The organism is Streptomyces sp. NPDC007856, assembly GCF_042868225.1.
In the GTDB taxonomy this organism is placed as follows: domain Bacteria; phylum Actinomycetota; class Actinomycetes; order Streptomycetales; family Streptomycetaceae; genus Streptomyces.
In genome coordinates this window covers 1-20,904 of record NZ_JBIAEC010000007.1, presented here as the reverse complement: position 1 = coordinate 20,904, position 20,904 = coordinate 1, and the positions used below count along the sequence as shown (strand labels likewise).

Here is a 20,904-nt window from a genome sequence, read left to right as displayed (position 1 = left end):
GAGCGGACAGTGAAGAAGGGACGAGATCCCCGGCAGCTCCCCGCACCTCAGGAGGCGCTCGATGCCCCCTTCACGGTTGTTGGCCGCGCTCACCGGCATCACACTGCTCGGCGTCGCGCTCACCGCCTGCCAGGACCAGGCGTCCGGTCAGATCGTGGCGCGGAACGGCATCAGGCTCGTGGAGACCGTCTCCAACCCGCCGATCCACGGATGTCACCGATTCCCCGAAGGCGTGACCCACGTCAACAATCAGACACAGAGCAGCCTGCTCCTGTACACGACACCGGACTGCACCGTGCCGAAGGGTGAGCAGAGCGACTACCTGGACATCGGGGCGTCGGACCGGTTCGTCAGGAGCACCGGCTTGTGGCGGAGCTTCTCCTTCGCCCCTGGCTGACGTCCTGTCACCATGTCGGCGGGGACGTCGTTACGACTCCGAGGGCGGCCAAGTCGGCGAGGCCGGTGGTGACCTGACATGAATTCAGGCGCGGTCACTGTGATGCCGCGACCGATGCCGCCGTGAGTCTGTCCACGGCCTTCGCGACCGCCTCGGGGCTGGAGATCATCGTCAGGTGCCGGGCGCCGGGGATGAGCGTGGCGGGCGGTGCGCCGATGCGCCGGGCGGTCTGCTGCGGCGTCTGCCGGGTGAACACGTCGTCCTCGGCGCCGAACACCACCGACTTGGGCAGGCGGACCGCGGCGAGCCGAGCCACCTGGTCCGCGGGCAGACCCGGCACGCCCGAGGCTAGCATGCTCCAGAGCGCGCTCTCCGCGCCCGGCACCCGGAGCGGGCGTCGCCACTGATCCAGACCGGCGGCGTCCAGGCGCGGACAGGCAGGTCCGCACTGTGCGTCGTACACGCTGCGGATCAGTGAGTCGATGCCGAGCCCGAGCCGCAGCAGACTGGTGCGGTACGGGTCGACCAGCACGTACTTGAAGGCCGGCGGCGGCCCGGCACCCGCGTCGAGGGCGTCGCCGTCGAGGAGCATCACACCGCCCAGCCGGCCAGGGGCCCTGAGCGCCGCCTCGGTGACCACGGCCGCTCCGCTGGAGTGCCCCACCAGCAGCGGGCGCTCGCCCGGACCGCCGAGGTGCATGGCGTCCAGGAAGCCCAGGAGTTGCCGGGTGAAATGGTCGACGGTGTACGGGCCGTGGCGCTCGCTGTATCCGTCGCCCGTCAGGTCGAGCGCGTACACCCGGTGGTCGCGGGCGAGCAGCGGGGCAAGGCGTGACCAGGTGTCGACGGTTTCGAAGGCGCCGTGCACCAGGACGACCGGTGGGCCCGCCGTACCCCAGGTCTGGTAGCGCGTGCGGATGTCGGCGGCCTGCACGTACCTGAGCCCGCGCGGCGGCGTGGCGCGCCCGGCCGTCACTCCGTTGTAGACGAACGAGGCCACTGTGACGGCGGTCAGCAAGACGGCACAGCCGAGCGCGGCGCGCCGAAGCCACCGCCGCAGCCGGGAGCGGCGTGGCCGATGCGCGCGCTCGGCAGGGAGCGACGGCGGAGCGGATGCCGGAGGGGCGCCCCCGTCTCCGTCGCCATCCCCGGGTTCGGCGCCGACTCGGCGAAGATCAGCTGTCACGGCCCACAGCATCGCCCATGGCACACCCACGGTCATCCTGCGGGGGGAGCCATCGCGACTGCTCCGCCGGGTGTAGTGAAGTGCCGGGCGTACGGGAGGGCCCACCACGAAGGCATTTTTGTACAGCTCAGAGCCCTGTCGGCTTGCAGAGGTCAGCCGCCCACGGCGTCGCCGCCTGGCAAGCCTTGCCTTGGTCGAGTCTTCGCTTGTCGCTGGAAAGCGCGACAATTGTCTATATATCTTCTCCGTCGCCGGAGGGATGTGGGCATTGGTGGTCTGGTGGCCCGGGCGGGGACTGCGGCCGGGCGGCCGTAGGCGCAAGCTCTCGCAGCGGATCCTTCTCGCCCTGCTGCTGATCCTCGCGGTGATGAGCGCTGTCGGATTCGCATTGTTCGCATTCGCCCAGCGCGCTCGCCTGGACGCTCTGTACGAGCAGCGGGCGGTGTCGATCGCGCGGATCGCGGCCGGCAATCCGCAGATTCGCAGCGCGATGGCCATCGGAGCGCCGCCGACGCGTCATGGCGTCGTACAGAACGTGGCCCACCGCATCGCCGCGGACTCCGGTGCCTCCTACGTCGTGGTGATCGATCTGCACCGTGTCCGGCATTCGCATCCCCTTCCTGCCTTGATCGGCCAGCGGATCTCCGATCCGATCGTGGTCCGGGACGGAAAGTCGCACACGAGGATCAACGTGGGCGCGACGGGCCGCTCGGCCAACGGGATAGCGCCGCTGTATGCGCCGGGTAACGGTCACCGTCTGGTGGGAGAGGTCTCGGCCGGCATTCCGGAGGCCCAGGCCTCCGGCGAGCTGGCGCGTGAGCTGCCCGCCTTCGGCATCTACGCCGGGATCGCCCTGGCGGTCGGAGGAGGCGCCGCCTTCCTGCTGGCCGCCCGGCTCAAGCGGAGCACGTTCGGACTGGAGCTGGAGGAGATCGCGGGCCTGCTCCAGGACCGGGAGGCCACGCTGCACGGCATCCGGGAGGGCGTGGTCGGCCTCGACCCGCGAGGCCGGATCACGGTGGTCAACGACGAGGCGCGGCGGCTGCTCGGTCTCACGGGGGATGCCGAGGGACGGCCCTTGGACGAACTCGGGCTGGACCGAGCGGCGGTCGAGCTGCTGGCTCCGGGACGCGTTGTCAGCGACGAGGTGCTCACCGTCGGGGAGCGGTTGCTGGTGGTCAACTGCTGGCCCACGGGGCGCGACGGCGGCCCGCCGGGGAGCGTGGCCACGCTGCGGGACTCCACCGAACTGCGGCTGCTCTCGCAGAAGGCCGAGGCGGCTCGTAGGCGCCTGCAGTTGCTGTATGACGCCAGCGGGTCCATGGGGACCTCACTCGACGTGAAACGTACCGCCGGAGCACTTGCCAGAGTCGGGATACCGCACTTCGCCGACTTCGCCGTGGTCGATCTGGTGGAGGGCGTCCTGCACGGCGAGGAGCCGCCGCCCGACGGTAGCGTTCCGATGCGCCGGGTGGCTGTGCACGGCATTCGCGACGAGCATCCCTTCATCCAGCTCGACGAGGTCTTCGAGCTGGATCTCGCCACACCGCAGGCGTGGGCGTTCGGCCACCGGCAGGCGGTGCTGGAGCGTGATCTCGCTGCCGCGCAGTCGTGGCGAGCCCAGGACCCGGCGCGATCGGAGGCCATCCTCGAATCCGGCGTCCGCTCGCGCATCATGGCCCCGCTGCGTGCCCGTGGTGTGCTGCTCGGCGTGGCGTACTTCTGGCGCATGCGGGAGCGTGAGCCGTTCGACGAGGACGATCTGTCGCTGGCCGAGGAGCTGGTGGCCCGCGCGGCGGTGTCCGTCGACAATGCCCGCCGGTACACCCACGAGCACATGATGGCTGTTGCTCTGCAGCGCAGCCTGCTGCCGCGCGGCATGCCCGACCAGAACGCCGTCGACCTCGCCCACCGGTATCTGCCGGCCCAGTCCGTGGGCGGCGACTGGTTCGACGTCATCCCGCTGCCCGGCGGGCGGGTCGCACTGGCGGTGGGCGATGTCGTCGGTCACGGCCTGCACGCGGCGGCCACCATGGGCCGGCTGCGAACGGCCGTGCGCAACTTCTCCGCACTCGACATCCCCCCTGATGAACTGCTGTGGCATCTGGACGAGCTCGTCGCACGGATCGACGAGGAGGACGCGACCGACGACGGCGTGCCGGGGGTCACTGGCGCATCCTGCGTGTACGTGATCTACGACCCGACCACACGGGCCTGCACCATGGCACGCGCCGCGCATCCGCCGCCCGCGGTGGTGATCCCCGACGGCACCGTGGAGTTCCCGGACGTGCCGGCCGGGCCGCCTCTGGGCCTGGCAGCGCTGCCGTTCGAAACCACTCGGCTGCGGCTGCCCGAGGGCAGCCAGATCGTGCTGTACACCGACGGGCTGATCAAGACCCGCGACCGCGACGTCGACGAGAGCCTGGCCCGGCTGAGCGCCGTCCTCGGCGACGCGAGCCGCACTCCGGACCAGACCTGCACCGCGGTGCTGGACGCGCTGCTGCCCGCACGCCCCAGCGACGACGTCGCCCTGCTCGTCGCCCGGACCCGCGCCCTGGCGGACGACCGGATCGCCGCCTGGGAGGTGCCCTCCGATGCCGCCGCGGTGGCGGATGTGCGGGCCAGGGTCAACCGCCAGCTGTCGGAGTGGGCGCTGGACGAGCTGGCGTTCACCACCGAACTCATCCTCAGCGAACTGGTCACCAACGCCATCCGCCACGCCACCGGGCCGATCCGGGTACGCCTGCTGTACGACCGCAGCCTGATCTGTGAGGTCTCGGACACCAGCAGCACCTCGCCCCACCTGCGCTACGCGGCCACTACCGACGAGGGCGGCCGAGGGCTCTTCCTCGTCGCCCAGCTCGCGACCCGGTGGGGCACCCGGTACCTGTCCACCGGCAAGATCATCTGGGCCGAGCAGGCGATCCCGGCACCAGTGGCGGACACCGCCGCACCACAGGAAGGCGACTGTTGCGACAGCCCCCGCGCGGGTGCGGGTACCACCCCTGGCATCGCCTGCCGGTGTGTCAGCAGTCGTTCCAGGCCTGTGCTGCCTGGGTGGACGACCGCCCAGCGGCCTGCTTGATCTGTTCAGCGTCGGTGGGGTGGTGCTGAACGCGCAGGGCCAGGCGGTCTTCTGGGGTCCGGAGGCGGAGGAGCTGGGCACGGCCTAGCACGCCGCGGTTGTAGCGGGCCAAGGCCGGGGCCGCTGTGTCCCCCCTGCCGATCAGGACCCCAGGCGCCGGCTCCGTGCGGGCCCGGCCTCCGCCGCGGTCGGTACTCGTGCTCACGGCAGTACCTGGATCTTCCGGCCCTTCCCGGCCTGGAACTGCCGCAGAGCATCGGCGTAGTCCGCCAGCGGCAACCGGTCGCTGATGAAGATCTCCGGGTCGAGCACTCCACCGGCGAACAGTTCGGCGGCGCGTTCGTAGCTGTGCAGGACCGCCATCGAGCCGGTGATGGTGATCTCCTCGTTGTAGATCCGGTACGGGTCGATGGTGGCCCGGGTCGCGTAGTCCGCGACCCCGAACTGGAGGTAGGTGCCGCCCTTGCCGACCCGGCCCAGGGCGTCCTGGATGGCACGGGCGTTGCCGGTGGCGTCGATGACCACATCCCAGCCGCGCGGGCGCTCGAGCGCGTCGGCGGTGGTCACGGCGTTGCTGCAGCCGAGCGTGCGGGCGGTGGCGAGCCGGTCCTCGTTGACGTCGACCATGTCGACGGTGGCCGCGCCGGTGCGCTTGGCGAGTTCGAGCATCATCAGGCCCATGGTGCCCGAGCCGTAGATCAGTACATTGCTGGCGAGCGTGCTGCGCAGGATGTCGTAGCCGCGTACCGCGCAGGACAGCGGTTCGATGAGGGCGGCGTCCTGGGTGCGGACGTGTTCGGGGAGTTTGACGCAGTTGGCGGCGGGGGCGGCCGTGTACTGTGCCGCGCCGCCGGGGACGGTGACACCGATGGCGTTCCAGCGCTCGCACATGTTGCCGCGCCCGATACGGCAGTAGTGGCACTCGTGGCAGTACAGAGAGGGGTCGACGGCGACCCGGTCGCCGACGGCCAGGTCGCGTACCCCGGAGCCCAGGGCGACGACCTCGCCGGCGAACTCGTGCCCGGGAACAATGGGCAGGGTGGGAGCGAACTCGCCCTGCAGGATGTGGAGATCGGTGCCGCACAGGCCGCAGGCGGAGACCTCGATCACCACCTGCCCGGGGCCGGGTGTGGGGTCGTCGACGGTCTCGACGCCGACCTGGCCGGGCGAGCTGATGACGGCGGCTTTCACTTGACTGCTCCAAGGGACAGGCCCTGGACAAGCTTGTCCTGGGCGGCGAATCCGGCGATGAGAACCGGCAGGGAGATGCAGACGGCGGCGGCGCACACCTTGGCCAGGAAGAGGCCCTGGCTGGTGACGAAGCCGGTGAGGAACACGGGTGCGGTGCCGGCGACGACGCCGGTGAGCACACGTGCGAAAAGCAGTTCGTTCCAGCTGAAGATGAAGCAGATCAACGAGGTGGCGGCGATGCCGGGGGCGACGACGGGTGCCACGATCCGGGCGAGGACGGTGGGCAGTGCGGCGCCGTCGATGGAGGCCGCCTCCAGGATCTCGACGGGGACTTCGGCGAGGAAGGAACGCATCATCCATACCGCGATCGGCAGGTTCATCGAGGTGTAGAGGATGATCAGCAGCGCGACGTTGTCGAGCAGGCCGCTGTTCTCGGCGATCAGGTAGATCGGCAGCAGTCCGGCCACCGCGGGCAGCATCTTGGTGGACAGGAAGAAGAACATCGCGTCCGTCCACTTGCGCACCGGCTTGATGGACAGCGCGTAGGCGGCCGGGATGGACAGCACCAGCACCAGGAGCGTCGACATGAGGCTCGCGGAGAAGGAGTTGATCAGCGGCGGCCAGGGGGAGACGCCGGTACTCGCGCCGAAGAACTCCCGGTAGCCCTGGAGGGTCAGCGGCGCTCCCACGCTCGGTGGGTTGGTGGCGGCGTCGGACTCGCTGTGCAGCGAGGTGAGCACCATCCAGGCGACCGGGAGGAAGAACACGACTCCGCAGAGCCAGGCCAGCAGGCCGAGTGCGCCGCGGCGGCGCCGGGCCGCGGAGCCAGGGCTGCCCGTGGTGCGCCGGCGGGTGGCGATGGTCCCGGCCATCAGCGGGTCTCCTCTCGGAGCAGGGACGAGACGGTCCTGAGCGCGAAACTGCCCACGAGGAGGGAGCAGACGACGACGATGACGCCTTCCGCGGAGGCCTGCCCGTAGTCATGCGCCTGGTAGAAGGTCTCGTAGACGGTGTAGGGCAGGTTGGCGGTGCCCAGTCCGCCGCCGGTGAGAGTGAAGACGGCGTCGAAGTTCTGCACCACGTAGATGCTGCCGAGCAGTGCGGCCAGCTCCAGATAGCGGCGCAGATGAGGGAAGGTGAGGTAGCGGAAGACCTGCCAGGTGGTCGCACCGTCCACGCGGGCCGCCTCGACGGCGTCCATGGGGCGGCTCTGCAGTCCGGCCAGCAGGATCAGCATCATGAAGGGCGTCCACTGCCAGATCAGCGAGGCCTCCACGGACATCAGCGGCAGTGCGGACAGCCAGTCGGGCTGCGGCGCGTTGTCGCTGCCGAACAGACTCCACAGCCAGGTCAGCGATCCGTTGACCAGCCCGTAGGTGGCGTTGTACAGCGCGTGCTTCCACAGCAGCGCGGAGGCCACGGGCACGACGAGGAACGGTGTGATCAGCATGGTCCGGACGATGCCGCGGCCGCGGAACTGACGGTCCAGCAGCAGAGCCAAGCCCAGGCCCAGTACCAGACTGACCAGCACCACGGTGACCGTCAGCATGACGGTCGTCAGCAGGGACGAACGCAGCTGCGGGTCGGTCACCGCGTCCTTGTAGTTCTGCAGCCCCGCGAAGGCCCGGTTGCCGGGGTCGAGGGCGTTCCAGCGCATGAACGAGATCACCAGAGTGCCGACGAACGGCAGTTGGGTGACCACGATCATGAAGATCAGGGCCGGGAGCAGCGGGGCCCGCCGGGCCCATGCTCCCCGGGATCGCGGTGGGGGTGCCGCCTGCCCGGCGGTCCGCGGTGCCCGGGTACGCCCGGTGAGCGAGTCAGTGAGGGTCATCGGTGTGTCTCCGCTGTGCTCCCGTCCCCCGGTCCCGCGTGGGCGGGACCGGGAGGCCGGGAACGTCGGGTGGGTCGGGCAGGGATCACTTGGCCGCGTACTTGGCGGCGACCTTCTCGGCGAGCGCCTGGCCGGCCTTCAGCGCCTGATCGACACTGGTCTTGCCGGCGATGGCGGAGCTGATCTGCTGGGAGACCTGCGTGCCCAGATCGGTGAACTCGGGGATGCCGACGAACTGGATACCGGGCGCGGGCCGGGGCTGCACACCAGGGTTCTGCGGGTCGGCGGCCTTCAGCGCGCTCGCGGTGGCGCCCGCGAAGGCCGACGCCGCGGCGACGTACTGCGGGTTGGTGTAGGTGGAGCTCCGCTTGCCCGCCGGGACCCGGGACCAGCCGAGCTTCTTGCCCACCAGGTCCTCGTACCGCTTGCTGGACGCCCAGGAGATGAACTTCCAGGCGTCGTCCTGGTGCTTGCTCGCCTTCTGCAGGCCCCAGGCCCAGGTGTAGAGCCAGCCCGAGCTCTTGGTCCGGTCGACCGGTGCGGGCGCGTAGGCCATCTTGCCGGCCACCGGAGACCCGCCGGCTTCGAGCGACCCGGCCGCGGAGGTCGCGTCGTACCACATGGCGACCTTGCCCTGTTCCATGTCGTTGAGGCACTCGGCGAACCCGGACTGCGGGGCGCCCGCTTCACCGTGGGCGCGCACCAGGTCGACGTAGAACCTGGTCGCCTTCGTGAAGGCGGCGCTGTCGACCTGGGCCTTCCAGTCCTTGTCGAACCAGGTGCCACCCATGGTGTTGACCACCGTGGTCAGCGGAGCCATCACCTCGCCCCAACCGGGCAGGCCGCGCAGGCAGATGCCCTTCATCCCGGGCTTGGCGCCGTCGGCCCTGGCGGCCAGGGCGGCCACCTGCTGCCAGGTGGGGTTGGCCGGCATGGTCAGCCCCTTCTCCTTGAAGACGTCCTTGCGGTACATCAGGAAGGACGACTCGCCGTAGAACGGCTCGGCGTATATCTGGCCGGACACCGTCAGGGACTGCCGCATGGAGGGCAGGATGTCGCTCTGGTCGAAGGCGGTGTCCTTCTGCGCGTACGAGGTCAGCGGGGCGAGCCAGCCGTTCTTGGCGTAGATCGGAGTCTCGTAGTTGCTGATCGTGGCCACGTCGTACTGGCCGGCCTGGCTGGAGAAGTCCTGGGTGATCTTGTCGCGGACGTCGTTCTCGGGCAGCACCGTGAAGTTGACCTTGATGCCGGTCTGCTTGGTGAAGTTGGCCGCCGTGAGCTTCTGCAGGTCCGCCATCTGCGGGTTGTTCACCATCAGCACGTTGATGGAGTGCGAGCCGGAGCCACCCCCCGCGCCGCCGGCGCCCGCGCACGCCGTGAGTAGCGCGCCGCACATGGCCAGTGCGCCCAGCGGCACAGCGCGCCGCAGAACAGTCGGTCTCGAAATCATGATCGTCCCTTTCATGAAATGTCGGGTGTGGGCAGCGAAGAGGAAGTGAAGGTGGGATCGGGCAGACGGTGGTGTTCGGCCGTGCAGGCAGGGAGGTGCCGTCGGCGCGGCTCCGGCGGAGCCGTCCCTGGTGGTATGGGGGCGGGCTGAGTTGGTCAGACCCGGTGGACGCGGGGTCCCATCAGTGAGTAGCGGTGCGCCTCGGCGCTGGACAGTGCGGTGTCGGTGACGATCGCCTCGAAGTCGCCCACGCCGGCGAAGCGGCAGAAGCTGCTCGCGCCGAACTTGCTGTGGTGCCCGATGAAGACGCGTCGGCGCGACACGGCCAGCGCCTTGGCCTTGACGTCGGCCACCACCGGATCGGGGGTGGTCAGGCCGAGCTCCCGGGAGATCCCGTTCGACCCGAGGAAGGCCAGGTCGATGACGAATCGCTCGAGCATGGCGCAGGCCCATGAGCCCACCGTGGCCAGGGTCCGCGTCCGGACACGGCCTCCGAGGAGCAACACGGTGACATGCGGGGAGTCCACGATCGCGGCTGCTGTGGACAGCGACGCGGTGACGACGGTCAGGGGCCGGTCGCCCGGCAGGAGCGCGGCGAGGAGCTGGGGGGTGTAGCCCTCGTCCACGAACACGGTCTCCGCGTCACCGAGGAGCTTGACCGCCTCCGCGGCGATCCGGCGTTTGTCCTTGACGTGCAGGGTCTCTCGTTCGGGGAGGCCCGTCTCGAAGCCCGCGCCCTCGACGGGATAGGCGCCGCCATAGGTGCGGCGGAGCAGGCCCCTGCGTTCCAGGACGCTGAGGTCGCGACGGATGGTCTCCGGCGCGACAGCAAGGTCGACGGCCGTGGTGGTGACCTCGACACGCCCCTGGTGACGAGCGAGCGCGAGAATCCGGCTCTGACGCTCTTCGGCGTTCATCGCACTCACCTCGCCTTCCGTACCCGGTCCGGGCGCGGCGTGCCCGGTCTTGCCGCACATTTATACCAATCACCTTTTCGAGCAAACCGGCCCGCAATGGGCCTGAAACCGCCCGATGATGCCTGAAGTGATTGAGCGAAACCCCAGGTCACGACCCTGTCGCGCATTTTGTTCTATTCATTGGCGCCCGTGTGGGCCACCTGCAGTGCCCGGTTCGGGCGGACGGCGAAATGAAATCGACCTCATCAATGCTCGGCAGACGGTGTCCAGGGCCAGGTAGTACCAGCAGTTGTCCAGGACGGGGGCGTCGATGCCGGAGCCCCAGTCCCCCCACCTGCACGGACAGTTCGCTGGCCCGGATGACTGACGGGATCGGCGAGTAGAGCGCCCCGTTGTCCTTCTGCCAGGCGGTCAGCTGGGCGACCGCCCTCGCGCCGAGCGCATGCGAACGGCGCTCATCCAGGCCGGCGCCTCGAACTGCCGTCGTCGCAGTGGTCGGTCTGGATGCCGATCACGAGCCGGCCGGGGCGTCCACCTTCAGTGCCGAGGTTGCCGTCGGGTGCGCCACCGCCGAGCCATATGGCGCCGTAACCGAGCTTTTCGACCTCTACTGCCTGTTCAGGACTGAGCCACATCAAGGGCCGGAAGGCGCAGAGTACTCCGGCTGTGGATCGTGATCCGAGAGAGGCGCGTCGGCGAGGGGCGGCCGTTATTCCAGCCACATCCCGTCGCGCATGATGACTCTCCCGCGTAGTTCCGGCTCGCCGCGCCAAGCGCGCACAGTCCTCGGGACCACGCGTACGTACAGAAAGGAACCCTCTTCCACGCGGGGATCCCACCCGAACTTGTCGGCGAACGCCTCCGCCGCGTCTCCGGGCACCTCCTGGTCCGGGAAGCACTCCGCCTCACCCTGGAGGAGCACCACGTCGAAGGTGTCCGGTAGTGCCAGTCGCACGCGCGGCTCTTCGCGGACGTTCCGCGCAGTCACGGAAGTGGCGCCGGTGCACATCCACACTGCTCGCCCATCCCACAAGAACCACAGCGGCACCTGGTGCGGCCCGTGATCAGGGTGAGCCGTCGACACCCATACATCCCGCTCGGTGACGAGCCGTTCCAGAGCATCGCGCATACGCTCCGCCGTCTGGCGACGAACGATTCCCGTGGCCCCGGTCTCCATGGGGACCGACCCTAGCCAGGCAGGCGCGAAGCGCGCCTGAGGCGCAGGACCTACTCCCAGCGACCGATGAACCCCTCAGCCTTTGGCTCGGAGCGGACGCCGCCAACTCGGGTCAGGGGTTCCTCAGGGGCGAGACCAGGGACAGTCCGGAGGCGTGGATGCCACGAACGGCCCTAGCGTCGGTACGGCGGCTCTCCGAGCGGGCGCTGACGGTCGCCTGGAGGTCGGCATCGGCTTCGCGCACGTCCCGGTCGGCCGATGAGGGCCGACCGGGACGTCGGGCTCAGGCGAGGTCGAACCGGTCGAGATTCATCACCTTGTTCCACGCTGCCACGAAGTCGCGTACGAACTTCTCTCCGGCATCCTGGGACGCGTAGACCTCCGAGACGGCTCGGAGCTGGGAGTGCGCACCGAAGATCAGGTCGACGGCGGTGGCGGTCCACTTGACCTCGCCGGTGGCGCGATCCCGGCCTTCGAACACGTTCTCGTCCGTAGCCGACGCCTTCCACTCCGTGCCCATGTCGAGCAGGTTGACGAAGAAGTCGTTGGTCAACATTCCTGGCCGGTGGGTGAAGACACCGTGGGGGGACCCCTTGAAGCCGGTGTTCAGGGCCCGCATGCCGCCGATCAGCACCGTCATCTCGGGAGCGGTCAGCGTCAGCAGGTTGGCGCGGTCCAGCATGAGGGTCTCCGGCGACAGTTTCTCGCCTGCCGGAAGGTAGTTGCGGAAGGCATCCGCCTTGGGTTCCAGCACGGCGAACGACGCCGCATCGGTCTGCTCCTGCGAGGCGTCCGTACGCCCCGGTGCGAACGGAACCGTGACGTCGTACCCGGCGTTCCTCGCGGCCTGCTCGACGGCCGCGCACCCGCCGAGGACGATCAGGTCGGCGAGGGAGACCCGCGTTCCGCCGGTCTGCGAGAGGTTGAAGTCCTGCTGGATCCTCTCGAGCGTGCGCAGTACCTCGGTCACCTCGGGGAGGTTGTTGAGTTCCCAGTCCTTCTGCGGCGCGAGCCGGATTCGCGCTCCGTTCGCCCCGCCGCGCTTGTCGGTGCCGCGGAAGCTCGCCGCCGACGCCCAGGCGGTGGTGACCAGCTGGGAGACGGAAAGGCCCGAGGCGAGGATCCTGCCCTTGAGGGCAGCGATGTCCTCGTCCCCGACCAGTTCGTGATCGACGTCGGGAACGGGGTCCTGCCACAGCTGCGGCTCGGGAATCCACGGGCCGAGGTAACGCGAGACGGGTCCCATGTCGCGGTGCAGCAGTTTGTACCACGCCTTGGCGAACGCCACCGCGAGGTCGTCCGGGTTCTCGTGAAACCTCTTCGTGATCGGGCCGTAGACCGGGTCCACCTTCAGCGCGAGGTCCGTCGTCAGCATCATGGGGGCGTGCCGCTTCGACGGATCGTGGGCGTCGCGTACGGTGTTCCTGGCCGAGGGGTCCGAGGGAGTCCACTGGTGAGCACCGGCGGGGCTGCTCGTCAGCTCCCACTCGTACCCGTAGAGATTGTCCAGGTAGCCGTTGTCCCACTTGGTCGGCTCGGTGGTCCAGGCGCCCTCCAGACCACTGGTGATCGTATGGGAGCCCGTGCCGCTGTTGTACGTGTTCCGCCAGCCGAGGCCCTGCTGCTCGATGGGGGCCGCCTCGGGTTCCGGGCCGACATAACTGGCATCGACCGCGCCATGACACTTGCCGAAGGTGTGGCCGCCGACGATGAGTGCGACCGTCTCCTCGTCATTCATCGCCATGCGCCCGAACGTCTCCCGCACGTCCCGGGCGGCGGCCATCGGGTCCGGGTTTCCGTTGGGCCCCTCCGGATTGACGTAGATCAGTCCCATCTGTACGGCGCCGAAGGGACCGGCGAGTTCCCTGTCGCCGCTGTAGCGCTCATCTCCGAGCCATGTGTCCTCCGGCCCCCAGAAGATCTCCTCGGGTTCCCAGATGTCCTCTCGCCCGAAACCGAACCCGAACGTCTTGAATCCCATGGATTCCATGGCACAGTTTCCGGCGAAGACCAGAAGATCGGCCCAGGAGATTTTCCGGCCGTACTTCTGTTTGACCGGCCACAGCAGACGGCGCGCCTTGTCCAGGCTCGCGTTGTCGGGCCAGCTGTTGAGGGGGGCGAAGCGCTGTGCGCCGCTGCCGCCACCGCCGCGGCCGTCCTCGATGCGGTAGGTTCCCGCGGCATGCCAGCTCATCCGGATGAAGAGCGGCCCGTAGTGACCGTAGTCGGCAGGCCACCAGTCCTGGGATGTCGTCATCACCTCGAAGACGTCACGCTTCAGGGCGTCGACGTCGAGAGTCGCGAACTCCTTCGCGTAGTCGAAGTCCTCGTCCATCGGATTGGATCGAGGCGAGTGCTGGTGGAGAACCTGAAGGTCCAGCTGATTCGGCCACCAGTCCCGGTTCGTCCTGGGCCGCCGAGTCGGTGTGGGCGTCGGCGAGGGGATTGCCGGATTCTCGCTTTCACTGCCGGACATGCCCGTCCTTCTTCCTGTCTCGGTGTTCCTTCTGCCGGCTGCCGCTCTTGACGTCGTCGGCTTTGCTGGTGTCGAGCACGTCGACCCACACAGTCAGCGCGCCACGGCGCCCACCGGCTGGAAATTGTGCTGTGCCGCGTCCGTATGGTCGCGCATCGCAGACCACACCTCTATGAAACACGCAGAACACCCCGCATGACAGACGTGAGAGAAGGGGCGGCCTTTCCGCTCCCGTGCCGACATCCGACGCAAGCCGAATCGAATACGACAGCCCTTGATCGTCGTCTGCGGCACGCAATACCACTCGCGGCCTCCAGGTCAGCAAACGGTCAGCATCAGCCCGGACGGCTCCCGGCCTGCTGACCTGCACCCGCGGCGGGGACCTGCTGCCCCGCCCGGCGCCCCGCTCGGAAGCTTGACACGTGGCTCGACAGCTCGCTCGTGGATGGAGTCGTTCTTCAAGGAGTGCGGTTGTGCTCTCGGCAAGCAGCGTGAAGAGGCCCGCTACGACACGCAGGACGACGCGATCGAGCGCCTTACGCAGATCCAGTGGCGGCCGCGGCAGCGAATGACGGAGTACTCCACGGGCTGGCACGTCGACAGCTCCATCAACGTGCGCATGATCCCCCCTCTTGGATCGAGGCTTTTGCATGGTACAGGCGTCACGCGTCGCTGACCTGCGTAAACGTGGCCGCGTAGGCCTCGTTGGAGCCGTCGGCCCGGGAATGGTCCGGATCTTGTCCTCAGCGAGACGGGCCTGGTCATCTGTCGACGCCGCACCCGTCGGCTCGTGGACAGCTCCAAGCGGAAGTGTCGGCCCGCCGAGTGCTACATCGAGGTGGGCAGGTGCGGGGAGCGGAGTACGAGCAGGGTGATCTCGCTGGGGGCGAAGACGCGGAAGGGCGGGCCCCAGAAGCCGGTGCCGCGGCTGGTGTAGAGGAGGGTGCGGGTGCCGTGGTGGCTGAGGCCGGCGAGGGCGGGCTGGTCGATGCGGACCAGGTGGTGGAAGGGCCATATCTGGCCGCCGTGGGTGTGGCCGGAGAGTTGGAGGTCGATGCCGGCGGCTGCTGCCCGGTCGACGAACTTGGGCTGGTGTGCCAGGAGCAGGACGGGCAGGTCGGGGTCGGCGCCGTCCAGGGCTCCGGCGAGGTGGGCGCGGTGGCCTGCCAGGCCGGAGGACTCGGCGGTGACGTCGTCCACGCCGGCGACCACGAGGGTGTCGCCTCCGCGTTCGAGCAGCAGATGGCGGTTGCGCAGCGGCTCCCAGCCCAGCTCGTCCATCAGGTCGACCCAGCCCTGGGCCTGGCTGTAGTACTCGTGGTTGCCGGTGACGTATACCCGGGCCCGGGTGGCCCGCACGGTAGCGAGTGGGGCGGCCTGGGCGCGGCGGCGTTCGGCCGTGCCGTCCGCGATGTCGCCGGTGTGGCAGACCAGGTCGGCCTCCAGGGCGTTCACCGTCTCGCACACCCGTGCCGACCAGCGGGCGCGATCGAGTGGGCCATAGTGGGTGTCGGTGATCAGGACGACGCGGATGCCGTCCAACCCGGCACCCAGCCGAGGGAGTTGCACGTCGAGGCGGCGCACGCGCGGCACGCGGCGGGCCTCGGCGTACCCCCAGGCGAGCAGTACGGCGGTTACGCCGAGGACGGCCCACGTGACGATCCGGGCCCGCTCCTGACTCTCGCCGACACCGGCCACGGTCAGGGCGAGCCGCAAGAAGACGCCGAGCAGAACGGACCAGGTGAACAGAACCCAACTGGTGCCCAGCAGGGTGTCACCGACGATCGCCGCCCGGTCCTGCTGGCGCCGGCCGTGGCCGCGCACCATCGCGAGCGGCATACATATGAGGCCGAGGGCGAACAGCACGGTGCCGACCAGCGTGACGGGCAGCGGCCAGCGCTGGCCGCCGTACAGGAGCACCCAGCAGGGCACGGCCCACAGCAGGACGGGGGCGATCAGGGGGATGTAGCGCATCAGGCGGTGCAGCCGGCTCTGCCGCGGCGCTTGCGCCTCACCCTCGGCGGGCCGGGTGTTGCTGGTGGCGGTCACGCTTCCCCTCCCTGACCAGGCTGTCGTTCCGCGCACTGTATCCGGTCGCCCTCGGGCCGGCCGGACCGGCGTTCATGGGAGCGGCCCTGAAGGGTTCTCCAGAGCGTGGGGACGGAGGGTGCCCATCAGGTGAGGGGCGACCGGGCGGAGCTCGAAAACCAGGCGCTGGCGACCTTCGCGGCGCACTCCGGCTCCGGAACCGATTGGCCGGAAGTTCACCGCGTGTACCGGGTGGAGCGGTGCCACCTGTCCGTCTCCGCCCGATCGCCGGGCGATCAGCGGCTGGAGCGCGTCTACACCTCGATGTGTGCGCCCATGATGACCGTGCGGTCGCGGGGCAGGCCGAAGTACTCGGCGGCGTCGGCCGTGATGTAGGAGGTGGCGATGAACAGCCGCTTGCGCCAGGGCGCCATCGTCGGTGACTTGCCGCGCCGGAGATCGATCTTCGACAGGAAGTAGGACGCCTGGTCGAGGTTCAACGGTCCTTCGGTCTGGGCCGGGGTGAGCATGGCCAGGGTGCTGGGTACGTCCGGTGTCTCCATGTAGCCGAACCGGGCGGTGACGTGGATGATCCCGTCGTCGGCGTAACCGAGGTCGTCGACGACGATCCGCTGGTCGGCCGGGACGCGGGGCACGGGCTCTGTCTCAAGCGAGAGGATCACGACCTGGTCGTGGCGCACGTGGTTGTGCTCGACGTTGGCCCGCATGGCCAGGGGCGCGGTCTGCTTGCCCCGGTTGAGGAACACGGCCGTGCCCGGGATCCGGAGCGGCGACACCTTCTCCGAGCGGAGGTCTTCGATGAACTCGGGGAGTGGTCCCTCGAGTTGTGCCCGTTCGGCGGTGACGATCTCGCGGCCGCGTTGCCAGGTCGTCATGACGGTGAACGCGGTGATGCCGATCAGCAGCGGCAGCCACGCGCCGTGGACGAGCTTGGTCATGTTGGCCGCCACGAACAGCAGGTCCACGAAGAGCAGCACGGCGCCGCCGATGGCGACCAGCCATCTGGGCGTACGCCACTTCGCCCGGGCGACGTAGAAGAACAGCAGGGTGGTGATGGTGATGGTGCCGGTGACCGCCATGCCGAACGCGAAGGCCAGCGCCGCGGAGCTGCGGAAGGCGAAGACGAGGGTGAGGACCGAGACCATCAGCATCCAGTTGATCCAGGGGACGTAGATCTGGCCGATGGTCGACTCGGAGGTGTGCGCGATCCGCAGCCTCGGCAGGTAGCCGAGCTGGGCGGCCTGGGAGGTGACCGAGTACGCGCCCGTGATCACGGCCTGGGAGGCGATGACGGTGGCCGCCGTGGCGAGCACGACCATCGGCCACTGTCCCCAGGTGGGCACGAGCAGGAAGAAGGGGCTGCTGGTGTTGTGCGGGTCGGCGAGGATCAGGGCGCCCTGGCCGAGGTAGCTCAGGATGCAGGCGGGGAAGACGAGGAACATCCAGGCGCGGGTGATCGCCCGGCGGCCGAAGTGCCCCATGTCGGCGTAGAGCGCCTCGGCGCCGGTGACCGCGAGCACGACCGCGGCCAGGGCGAAGAAGGCCGTGCCGAAATGGCCGAACAGGAAGCCCAGGGCGTAGGTCGGCGAGAGCGCCCTGAGGATGGCCGGATGGTCGGCGATGCCGGCGACACCACAGGCCCCGATGGCCGCGAACCAGGCGATCATGACCGGTCCGAACACCCGGCCCACCGCGGCGGTTCCCCTGCGCTGCACCAGGAACAGCACCACGATGATCACCGCGGTGATGGGTACGACAGCGCCGCCCAGCGACGGCTGGACGACCTTGAGCCCCTCGACCGCGGACAGCACCGAGATCGCCGGGGTGATCATGCTGTCGCCGAAGAACAGGGACGCGCCGAAGAGGCCCAGCGCGGCCAGTACGGCGGCGGTCCGTCCGGCCCGTCGCGAGCTCCACCGCCGTACGAGGGTGATCAGAGCCATGATGCCGCCCTCGCCGTCGTTGTCGGCGCGCATCGCCAGCAGCACATAGGTGACCAGGACGATGATCACCACCGACCAGAACACCAGCGACACCACCCCGTACACGTTCTGAGTGGTGACGGGGACGGGGTGCGGGTCGGTCGGATTGAACACGGTCTGGAGGGTGTAGATCGGGCTGGTGCCGATGTCACCGAAGACCACACCGAGAGCACCGATGACCAGCGCGATGCGCACCGTGTCGTACGCGCTCGCATGATGAGCCTCGGGCGTGCGCGACGGGAATCCGTCATCCGGCGCGTTTGCCTGTCGGCGGTCGGTCATGGTGATCCTCCTCGTTGCGGACCGCTGCCTACGGGCCCGGTGTATCGGAGCTACATCGCTATTCGTGCATGTCACGGGGCCTGACGTGAAGTGTGTTCGGGGTGCTCGCACAGGTCGCGGAGAGCGGGTCTGCCGACGCGCCGGCAAGCTACTCAGCTCGCCAGGCGTCGTGCGGGCTCACGCCCGCTGGCTTGATGACGACGGGTGTTACCTCGCTGGCCCTTGTGCGGGGGTTCCGGCTCGGCGTGCGGGCCGGTGTGGCCGCCGGCCTTGCCCATGTCGGACAGGCCCTCCAGCATCCATGTCCGCAGGCGGCTGGTACTGGGAGGGTGTTCGGTCGTGGCCATCGGCGCGCTCTCCTGATGTGCGGCTCAGCGTGGGGTTCCGGCCATCACGCGGACGGCGGCACCAGCGTAAGCAAGGAGTGACGCATGGGCCCACGTGTATGTCCTCCTAACGCGTCAAGACCGCGTTAAGGCCAAGCGCGTCGCGTGCCGCGCGCCTTAGGACCGGACACCCAGCGTCATGTCGTACGCATCCGCCCTGCCCTCCTTTCGTGTACCGCGCGTGCGTCGGGCCCAGCGGGCGGAGATCGCCTTGGGCGCCGTACTGGGCCTGATGCTGATCGGCCTGTCGGTGCTGATCGGGCGCTTCCACCTCCAGCCGGTGGCGGGCGTCACGGTGCTGGCGCAGCTCGCGGATGCCTCGCTGGGCCACAACTGGGCTTTCTACGTCATCCAGTTCGCGACGATGATCCTGCTGGCGCTGTCGGCAAACACGTCCTTCGGCGGGCTGCCGGTGCTGCTGAAGCTGCTGGCACGTGACAACTATCTGCCGCATGTGTTCGCGTTGAAGGCCGACCGCCAGGTCCACCGGCACGGCGTGCTGGCCCTCGCCGTCGTCTCGGCCGCGCTCTTGGTCTTCTCCGGCGGGGACACCAACACCCTGGTGCCGATGTTCGCGATCGGTGTCTTCGTCGGCTTCACGATCGCCCAGGTGGGCATTGGCGCCAGGAGCGGGGCCGTGGCCGGCGCGGGAAGGCGCTGCTGAACGGCTTCGGCGCGCTGCTCACCGGTGTCTCGGCGGTCGTCGTCACGGCGAGCAAGTTCGCGGAGGGGGCCTGGCTGATCGTGGTGGCGCTGCCGCTGCTGATCGCCGCCTTCGTCGCCGTCCACCGTGCCTACGACCGCATCGCCGAGCGACTCGGCCTGGGCCGCGTCCCCGAGCCCCCGCACCGCGACCGCTCCCTGGTGATCGTCCCGGTGTCCTCGCTGTCCCGGCTCACCTCCGAGGCACTGACGGCGGCCGCCTCCCTCGGCGACGAGGTCCGTGCCGTCACCGTCGGCTACCCGGACCCGGAGGACCGCGCCCAACTGCACGCCCTGGAGCGAGCCTGGGCCGCGTGGGACCCCGGGGTGCCCCTGGTGCGGCTGTCCTGCGAGAGGCGCAGCCTGGGCCGTCCGATCGCCGCGTACGTCCGTGAGGTGGCCGCTGCCGAGCCGGCCACGCGGGTCACGGTGCTGATCCCGGAGGCGGAGCCGGAGCGGCTGTGGCAGCGGCTGCTGCAGAACCAGCGGGGTGCGGTGGTCGCGCACGCCGTGCGGCGGGAGACGGACGCGGTGATCTGCCGGCTCCGCTTCCGGCTGCTCTGAGGAGAAACGCTCTATTACTGGCCGGTAGGGATCGGTGGCCGTAAGAGTCCCGTCAAAGCCGTGGGCGAGGCCGTAAGGGTGCCGTCAACGAGTGTCCAGATCCGGCCAGGGAGGGGGTTTCCTCTAACCGTCCTTGTTCCACCCCCGAACCTCTTCAGGAGTTCGCGATGGCCGATCTGGCCTTCGTCGTCACCGTGCTCGCGGGTTTCGCGCTGGTGGCTCTCGTCGCCCGGGGGGTGACGAAGCTGTGACCGTCGAGAACGTCGTCGGCCTGGTCGTGGCCGTCGCTCTGCTGGGCTATCTCGTCCTCGCCCTGATCTTCCCGGAGAGGTTCTGAAGCCAGACATGAGTCCAGAAGTCGCAGGCTTCCTCCAGTTGCTCGCCCTCATAGGCGCGCTGGCGCTCGCCTACATCCCGCTTGGCAACTACATGGCCAAGGTCTACTCCTCGAAGAAGCACCTGCGGGTGGAGAAGTGGGTCTACCGGGCCATCGGTGCCAATCCCGACGCCGAGATGACCTGGCCCGCGTATCTGCGCGGTGTGCTGGCCTTCTCCGCCGTCAGCGTCCTGTTCCTGTACCTGCTGCAGCGGCTGCAGGGCGTGCTGCCCGGCTCGATGGGGTTCTCCTCGGTCAATCCGGCGCAGTCGTTCAACACGGCCGTGTCGTTCGTGACCAACACGAACTGGCAGTCGTACTACGGCGAGCAGACCATGGGGCACGTCGTGCAGACCGTCGGTCTGGCCGTGCAGAACTTCGTGTCCGCTGCGGTGGGTATCGCGGTCGCGGTGGCGCTGGTGCGGGGTTTCGCGCGCTCGCGCACCGGTGAGCTGGGGAACTTCTGGTCGGACTTGGTGCGCGGCACGCTGCGGATCCTGGTGCCGGGTGCCGCGATCGCGGCGATCGTGCTGGTGGCGTGCGGTGCGATCCAGAACTTCTCCGGGATCCACGAGGTCGGTCAGTTCATGGGCGGCTCGCAGCAGTGGAACGGCGGCGCGGTCGCCTCGCAGGAGGCCATCAAGGAGTTCGGCACCAACGGTGGCGGTTACTTCAATGCCAACTCCGCCCACCCCTTCGAGAACCCCACCCCGTTCACGAACCTGTTCGAGATCTTCCTGCTCCTGGTGATCCCCTTCTCGCTGACCCGCACCTTCGGCGTGATGGTCGGCAACGTGAAGCAGGGTTACGCGATCCTCGCCACGATGTTCACCATCTGGCTGGGCTTCAC

Annotated in this window: 16 protein-coding genes and 1 pseudogene; 6 read left to right on the top strand and 11 right to left on the bottom strand. The window is 69.0% G+C overall.

The annotated features are described in order from the left end of the window. The first annotated feature begins 61 nt into the window (after positions 1-61). Positions 62-397, top strand: a complete 336-nt coding sequence (locus ACFYOH_RS18095; RefSeq protein ID WP_388626649.1) for a hypothetical protein — start codon at positions 62-64, stop codon at positions 395-397. A 94-nt stretch (positions 398-491) separates the two neighbouring features. Here ACFYOH_RS18095 and ACFYOH_RS18090 read toward each other — a convergent pair whose 3' ends face one another. After that, entirely contained in the window at positions 492-1,415 is a 924-nt protein-coding gene (locus ACFYOH_RS18090) for an alpha/beta fold hydrolase (RefSeq protein ID WP_388626647.1), read from the bottom strand. Positions 1,416-1,854: 439 nt separating this feature from the next. Between ACFYOH_RS18090 and ACFYOH_RS18085 the strand changes: the two genes are divergently transcribed. Then, a complete protein-coding gene (locus tag ACFYOH_RS18085; RefSeq protein ID WP_388626645.1) occupies positions 1,855-4,668 on the top strand; it encodes a SpoIIE family protein phosphatase in 2,814 nt (937 codons plus the stop codon). 201 nt (positions 4,669-4,869) lie between these two features. On the opposite strand, the gene ACFYOH_RS18080 is transcribed toward ACFYOH_RS18085, so the two are convergent. The 7 genes from ACFYOH_RS18080 to katG form a co-directional block, all read right to left on the bottom strand. Then, positions 4,870-5,859: a zinc-dependent alcohol dehydrogenase family protein gene (locus tag ACFYOH_RS18080; protein ID WP_388626643.1), complete on the bottom strand. Its 990-nt coding sequence runs from the start codon at positions 5,857-5,859 to the stop codon at positions 4,870-4,872. After that, on the bottom strand, positions 5,856-6,731 hold the full coding sequence (locus ACFYOH_RS18075) for a carbohydrate ABC transporter permease (RefSeq protein WP_388626641.1): 876 nt from the start codon (positions 6,729-6,731) through the stop codon (positions 5,856-5,858). The genes ACFYOH_RS18080 and ACFYOH_RS18075 overlap by 4 nt, the downstream gene beginning before the upstream one ends. Beyond that, positions 6,731-7,693 (bottom strand): carbohydrate ABC transporter permease, encoded by a 963-nt coding sequence (locus ACFYOH_RS18070; RefSeq protein ID WP_388626640.1) that lies wholly within the window; start codon positions 7,691-7,693, stop codon positions 6,731-6,733. The genes ACFYOH_RS18075 and ACFYOH_RS18070 overlap by 1 nt, the downstream gene beginning before the upstream one ends. Positions 7,694-7,778: 85 nt before the next feature. Continuing rightward, complete coding sequence (locus tag ACFYOH_RS18065) at positions 7,779-9,143, bottom strand: ABC transporter substrate-binding protein (protein ID WP_388626638.1); 1,365 nt, start codon at positions 9,141-9,143, stop codon at positions 7,779-7,781. 155 nt (positions 9,144-9,298) lie between these two features. Continuing rightward, entirely contained in the window at positions 9,299-10,060 is a 762-nt protein-coding gene (locus tag ACFYOH_RS18060) for a DeoR/GlpR family DNA-binding transcription regulator (RefSeq protein WP_388626637.1), read from the bottom strand. Positions 10,061-10,769: 709 nt separating this feature from the next. Further along, a complete protein-coding gene (locus ACFYOH_RS18055; RefSeq protein WP_388626635.1) occupies positions 10,770-11,237 on the bottom strand; it encodes a pyridoxamine 5'-phosphate oxidase family protein in 468 nt (155 codons plus the stop codon). A gap of 283 nt (positions 11,238-11,520) precedes the next feature. Further along, complete coding sequence (katG, locus tag ACFYOH_RS18050) at positions 11,521-13,713, bottom strand: catalase/peroxidase HPI (RefSeq protein ID WP_388626633.1); 2,193 nt, start codon at positions 13,711-13,713, stop codon at positions 11,521-11,523. Positions 13,714-14,158: 445 nt separating this feature from the next. Here katG and ACFYOH_RS18045 point away from each other — a divergent pair, with 445 nt between their 5' ends. Continuing rightward, positions 14,159-14,389, top strand: a complete 231-nt coding sequence (locus ACFYOH_RS18045; protein WP_388626632.1) for a hypothetical protein — start codon at positions 14,159-14,161, stop codon at positions 14,387-14,389. A gap of 152 nt (positions 14,390-14,541) precedes the next feature. Here the strand turns inward: ACFYOH_RS18045 and ACFYOH_RS18040 are convergent, their stop codons facing one another. The 3 genes from ACFYOH_RS18040 to ACFYOH_RS18030 form a co-directional block, all read right to left on the bottom strand. Further along, on the bottom strand, positions 14,542-15,762 hold the full coding sequence (locus ACFYOH_RS18040) for a metallophosphoesterase (protein WP_388626630.1): 1,221 nt from the start codon (positions 15,760-15,762) through the stop codon (positions 14,542-14,544). 293 nt (positions 15,763-16,055) lie between these two features. Then, positions 16,056-18,026, bottom strand: coding sequence for a potassium transporter Kup (locus tag ACFYOH_RS18035; protein WP_388626628.1), 1,971 nt, complete (start codon positions 18,024-18,026; stop codon positions 16,056-16,058). 152 nt (positions 18,027-18,178) lie between these two features. After that, positions 18,179-18,373 carry a hypothetical protein gene (locus ACFYOH_RS18030; protein WP_388627224.1) on the bottom strand — a complete coding sequence of 65 codons (195 nt, stop codon included), beginning with the start codon at positions 18,371-18,373 and terminating at the stop codon, positions 18,179-18,181. Between the two features lie 187 nt (positions 18,374-18,560). Between ACFYOH_RS18030 and ACFYOH_RS18025 the strand changes: the two are divergent. The 3 genes and pseudogenes from ACFYOH_RS18025 to ACFYOH_RS18015 form a co-directional block, all read left to right on the top strand. Continuing rightward, positions 18,561-19,678 (top strand): annotated as a pseudogene (locus ACFYOH_RS18025) (amino acid permease); the annotation flags it as partial. A 247-nt stretch (positions 19,679-19,925) separates the two neighbouring features. Continuing rightward, a complete protein-coding gene (gene kdpF / locus ACFYOH_RS18020; RefSeq protein WP_037770757.1) occupies positions 19,926-20,015 on the top strand; it encodes a K(+)-transporting ATPase subunit F in 90 nt (29 codons plus the stop codon). 8 nt (positions 20,016-20,023) lie between these two features. After that, positions 20,024-20,904, top strand: an 881-nt coding sequence (locus ACFYOH_RS18015; protein ID WP_388626626.1) for a potassium-transporting ATPase subunit KdpA, incomplete at its 3' end; no start/stop codon positions are given.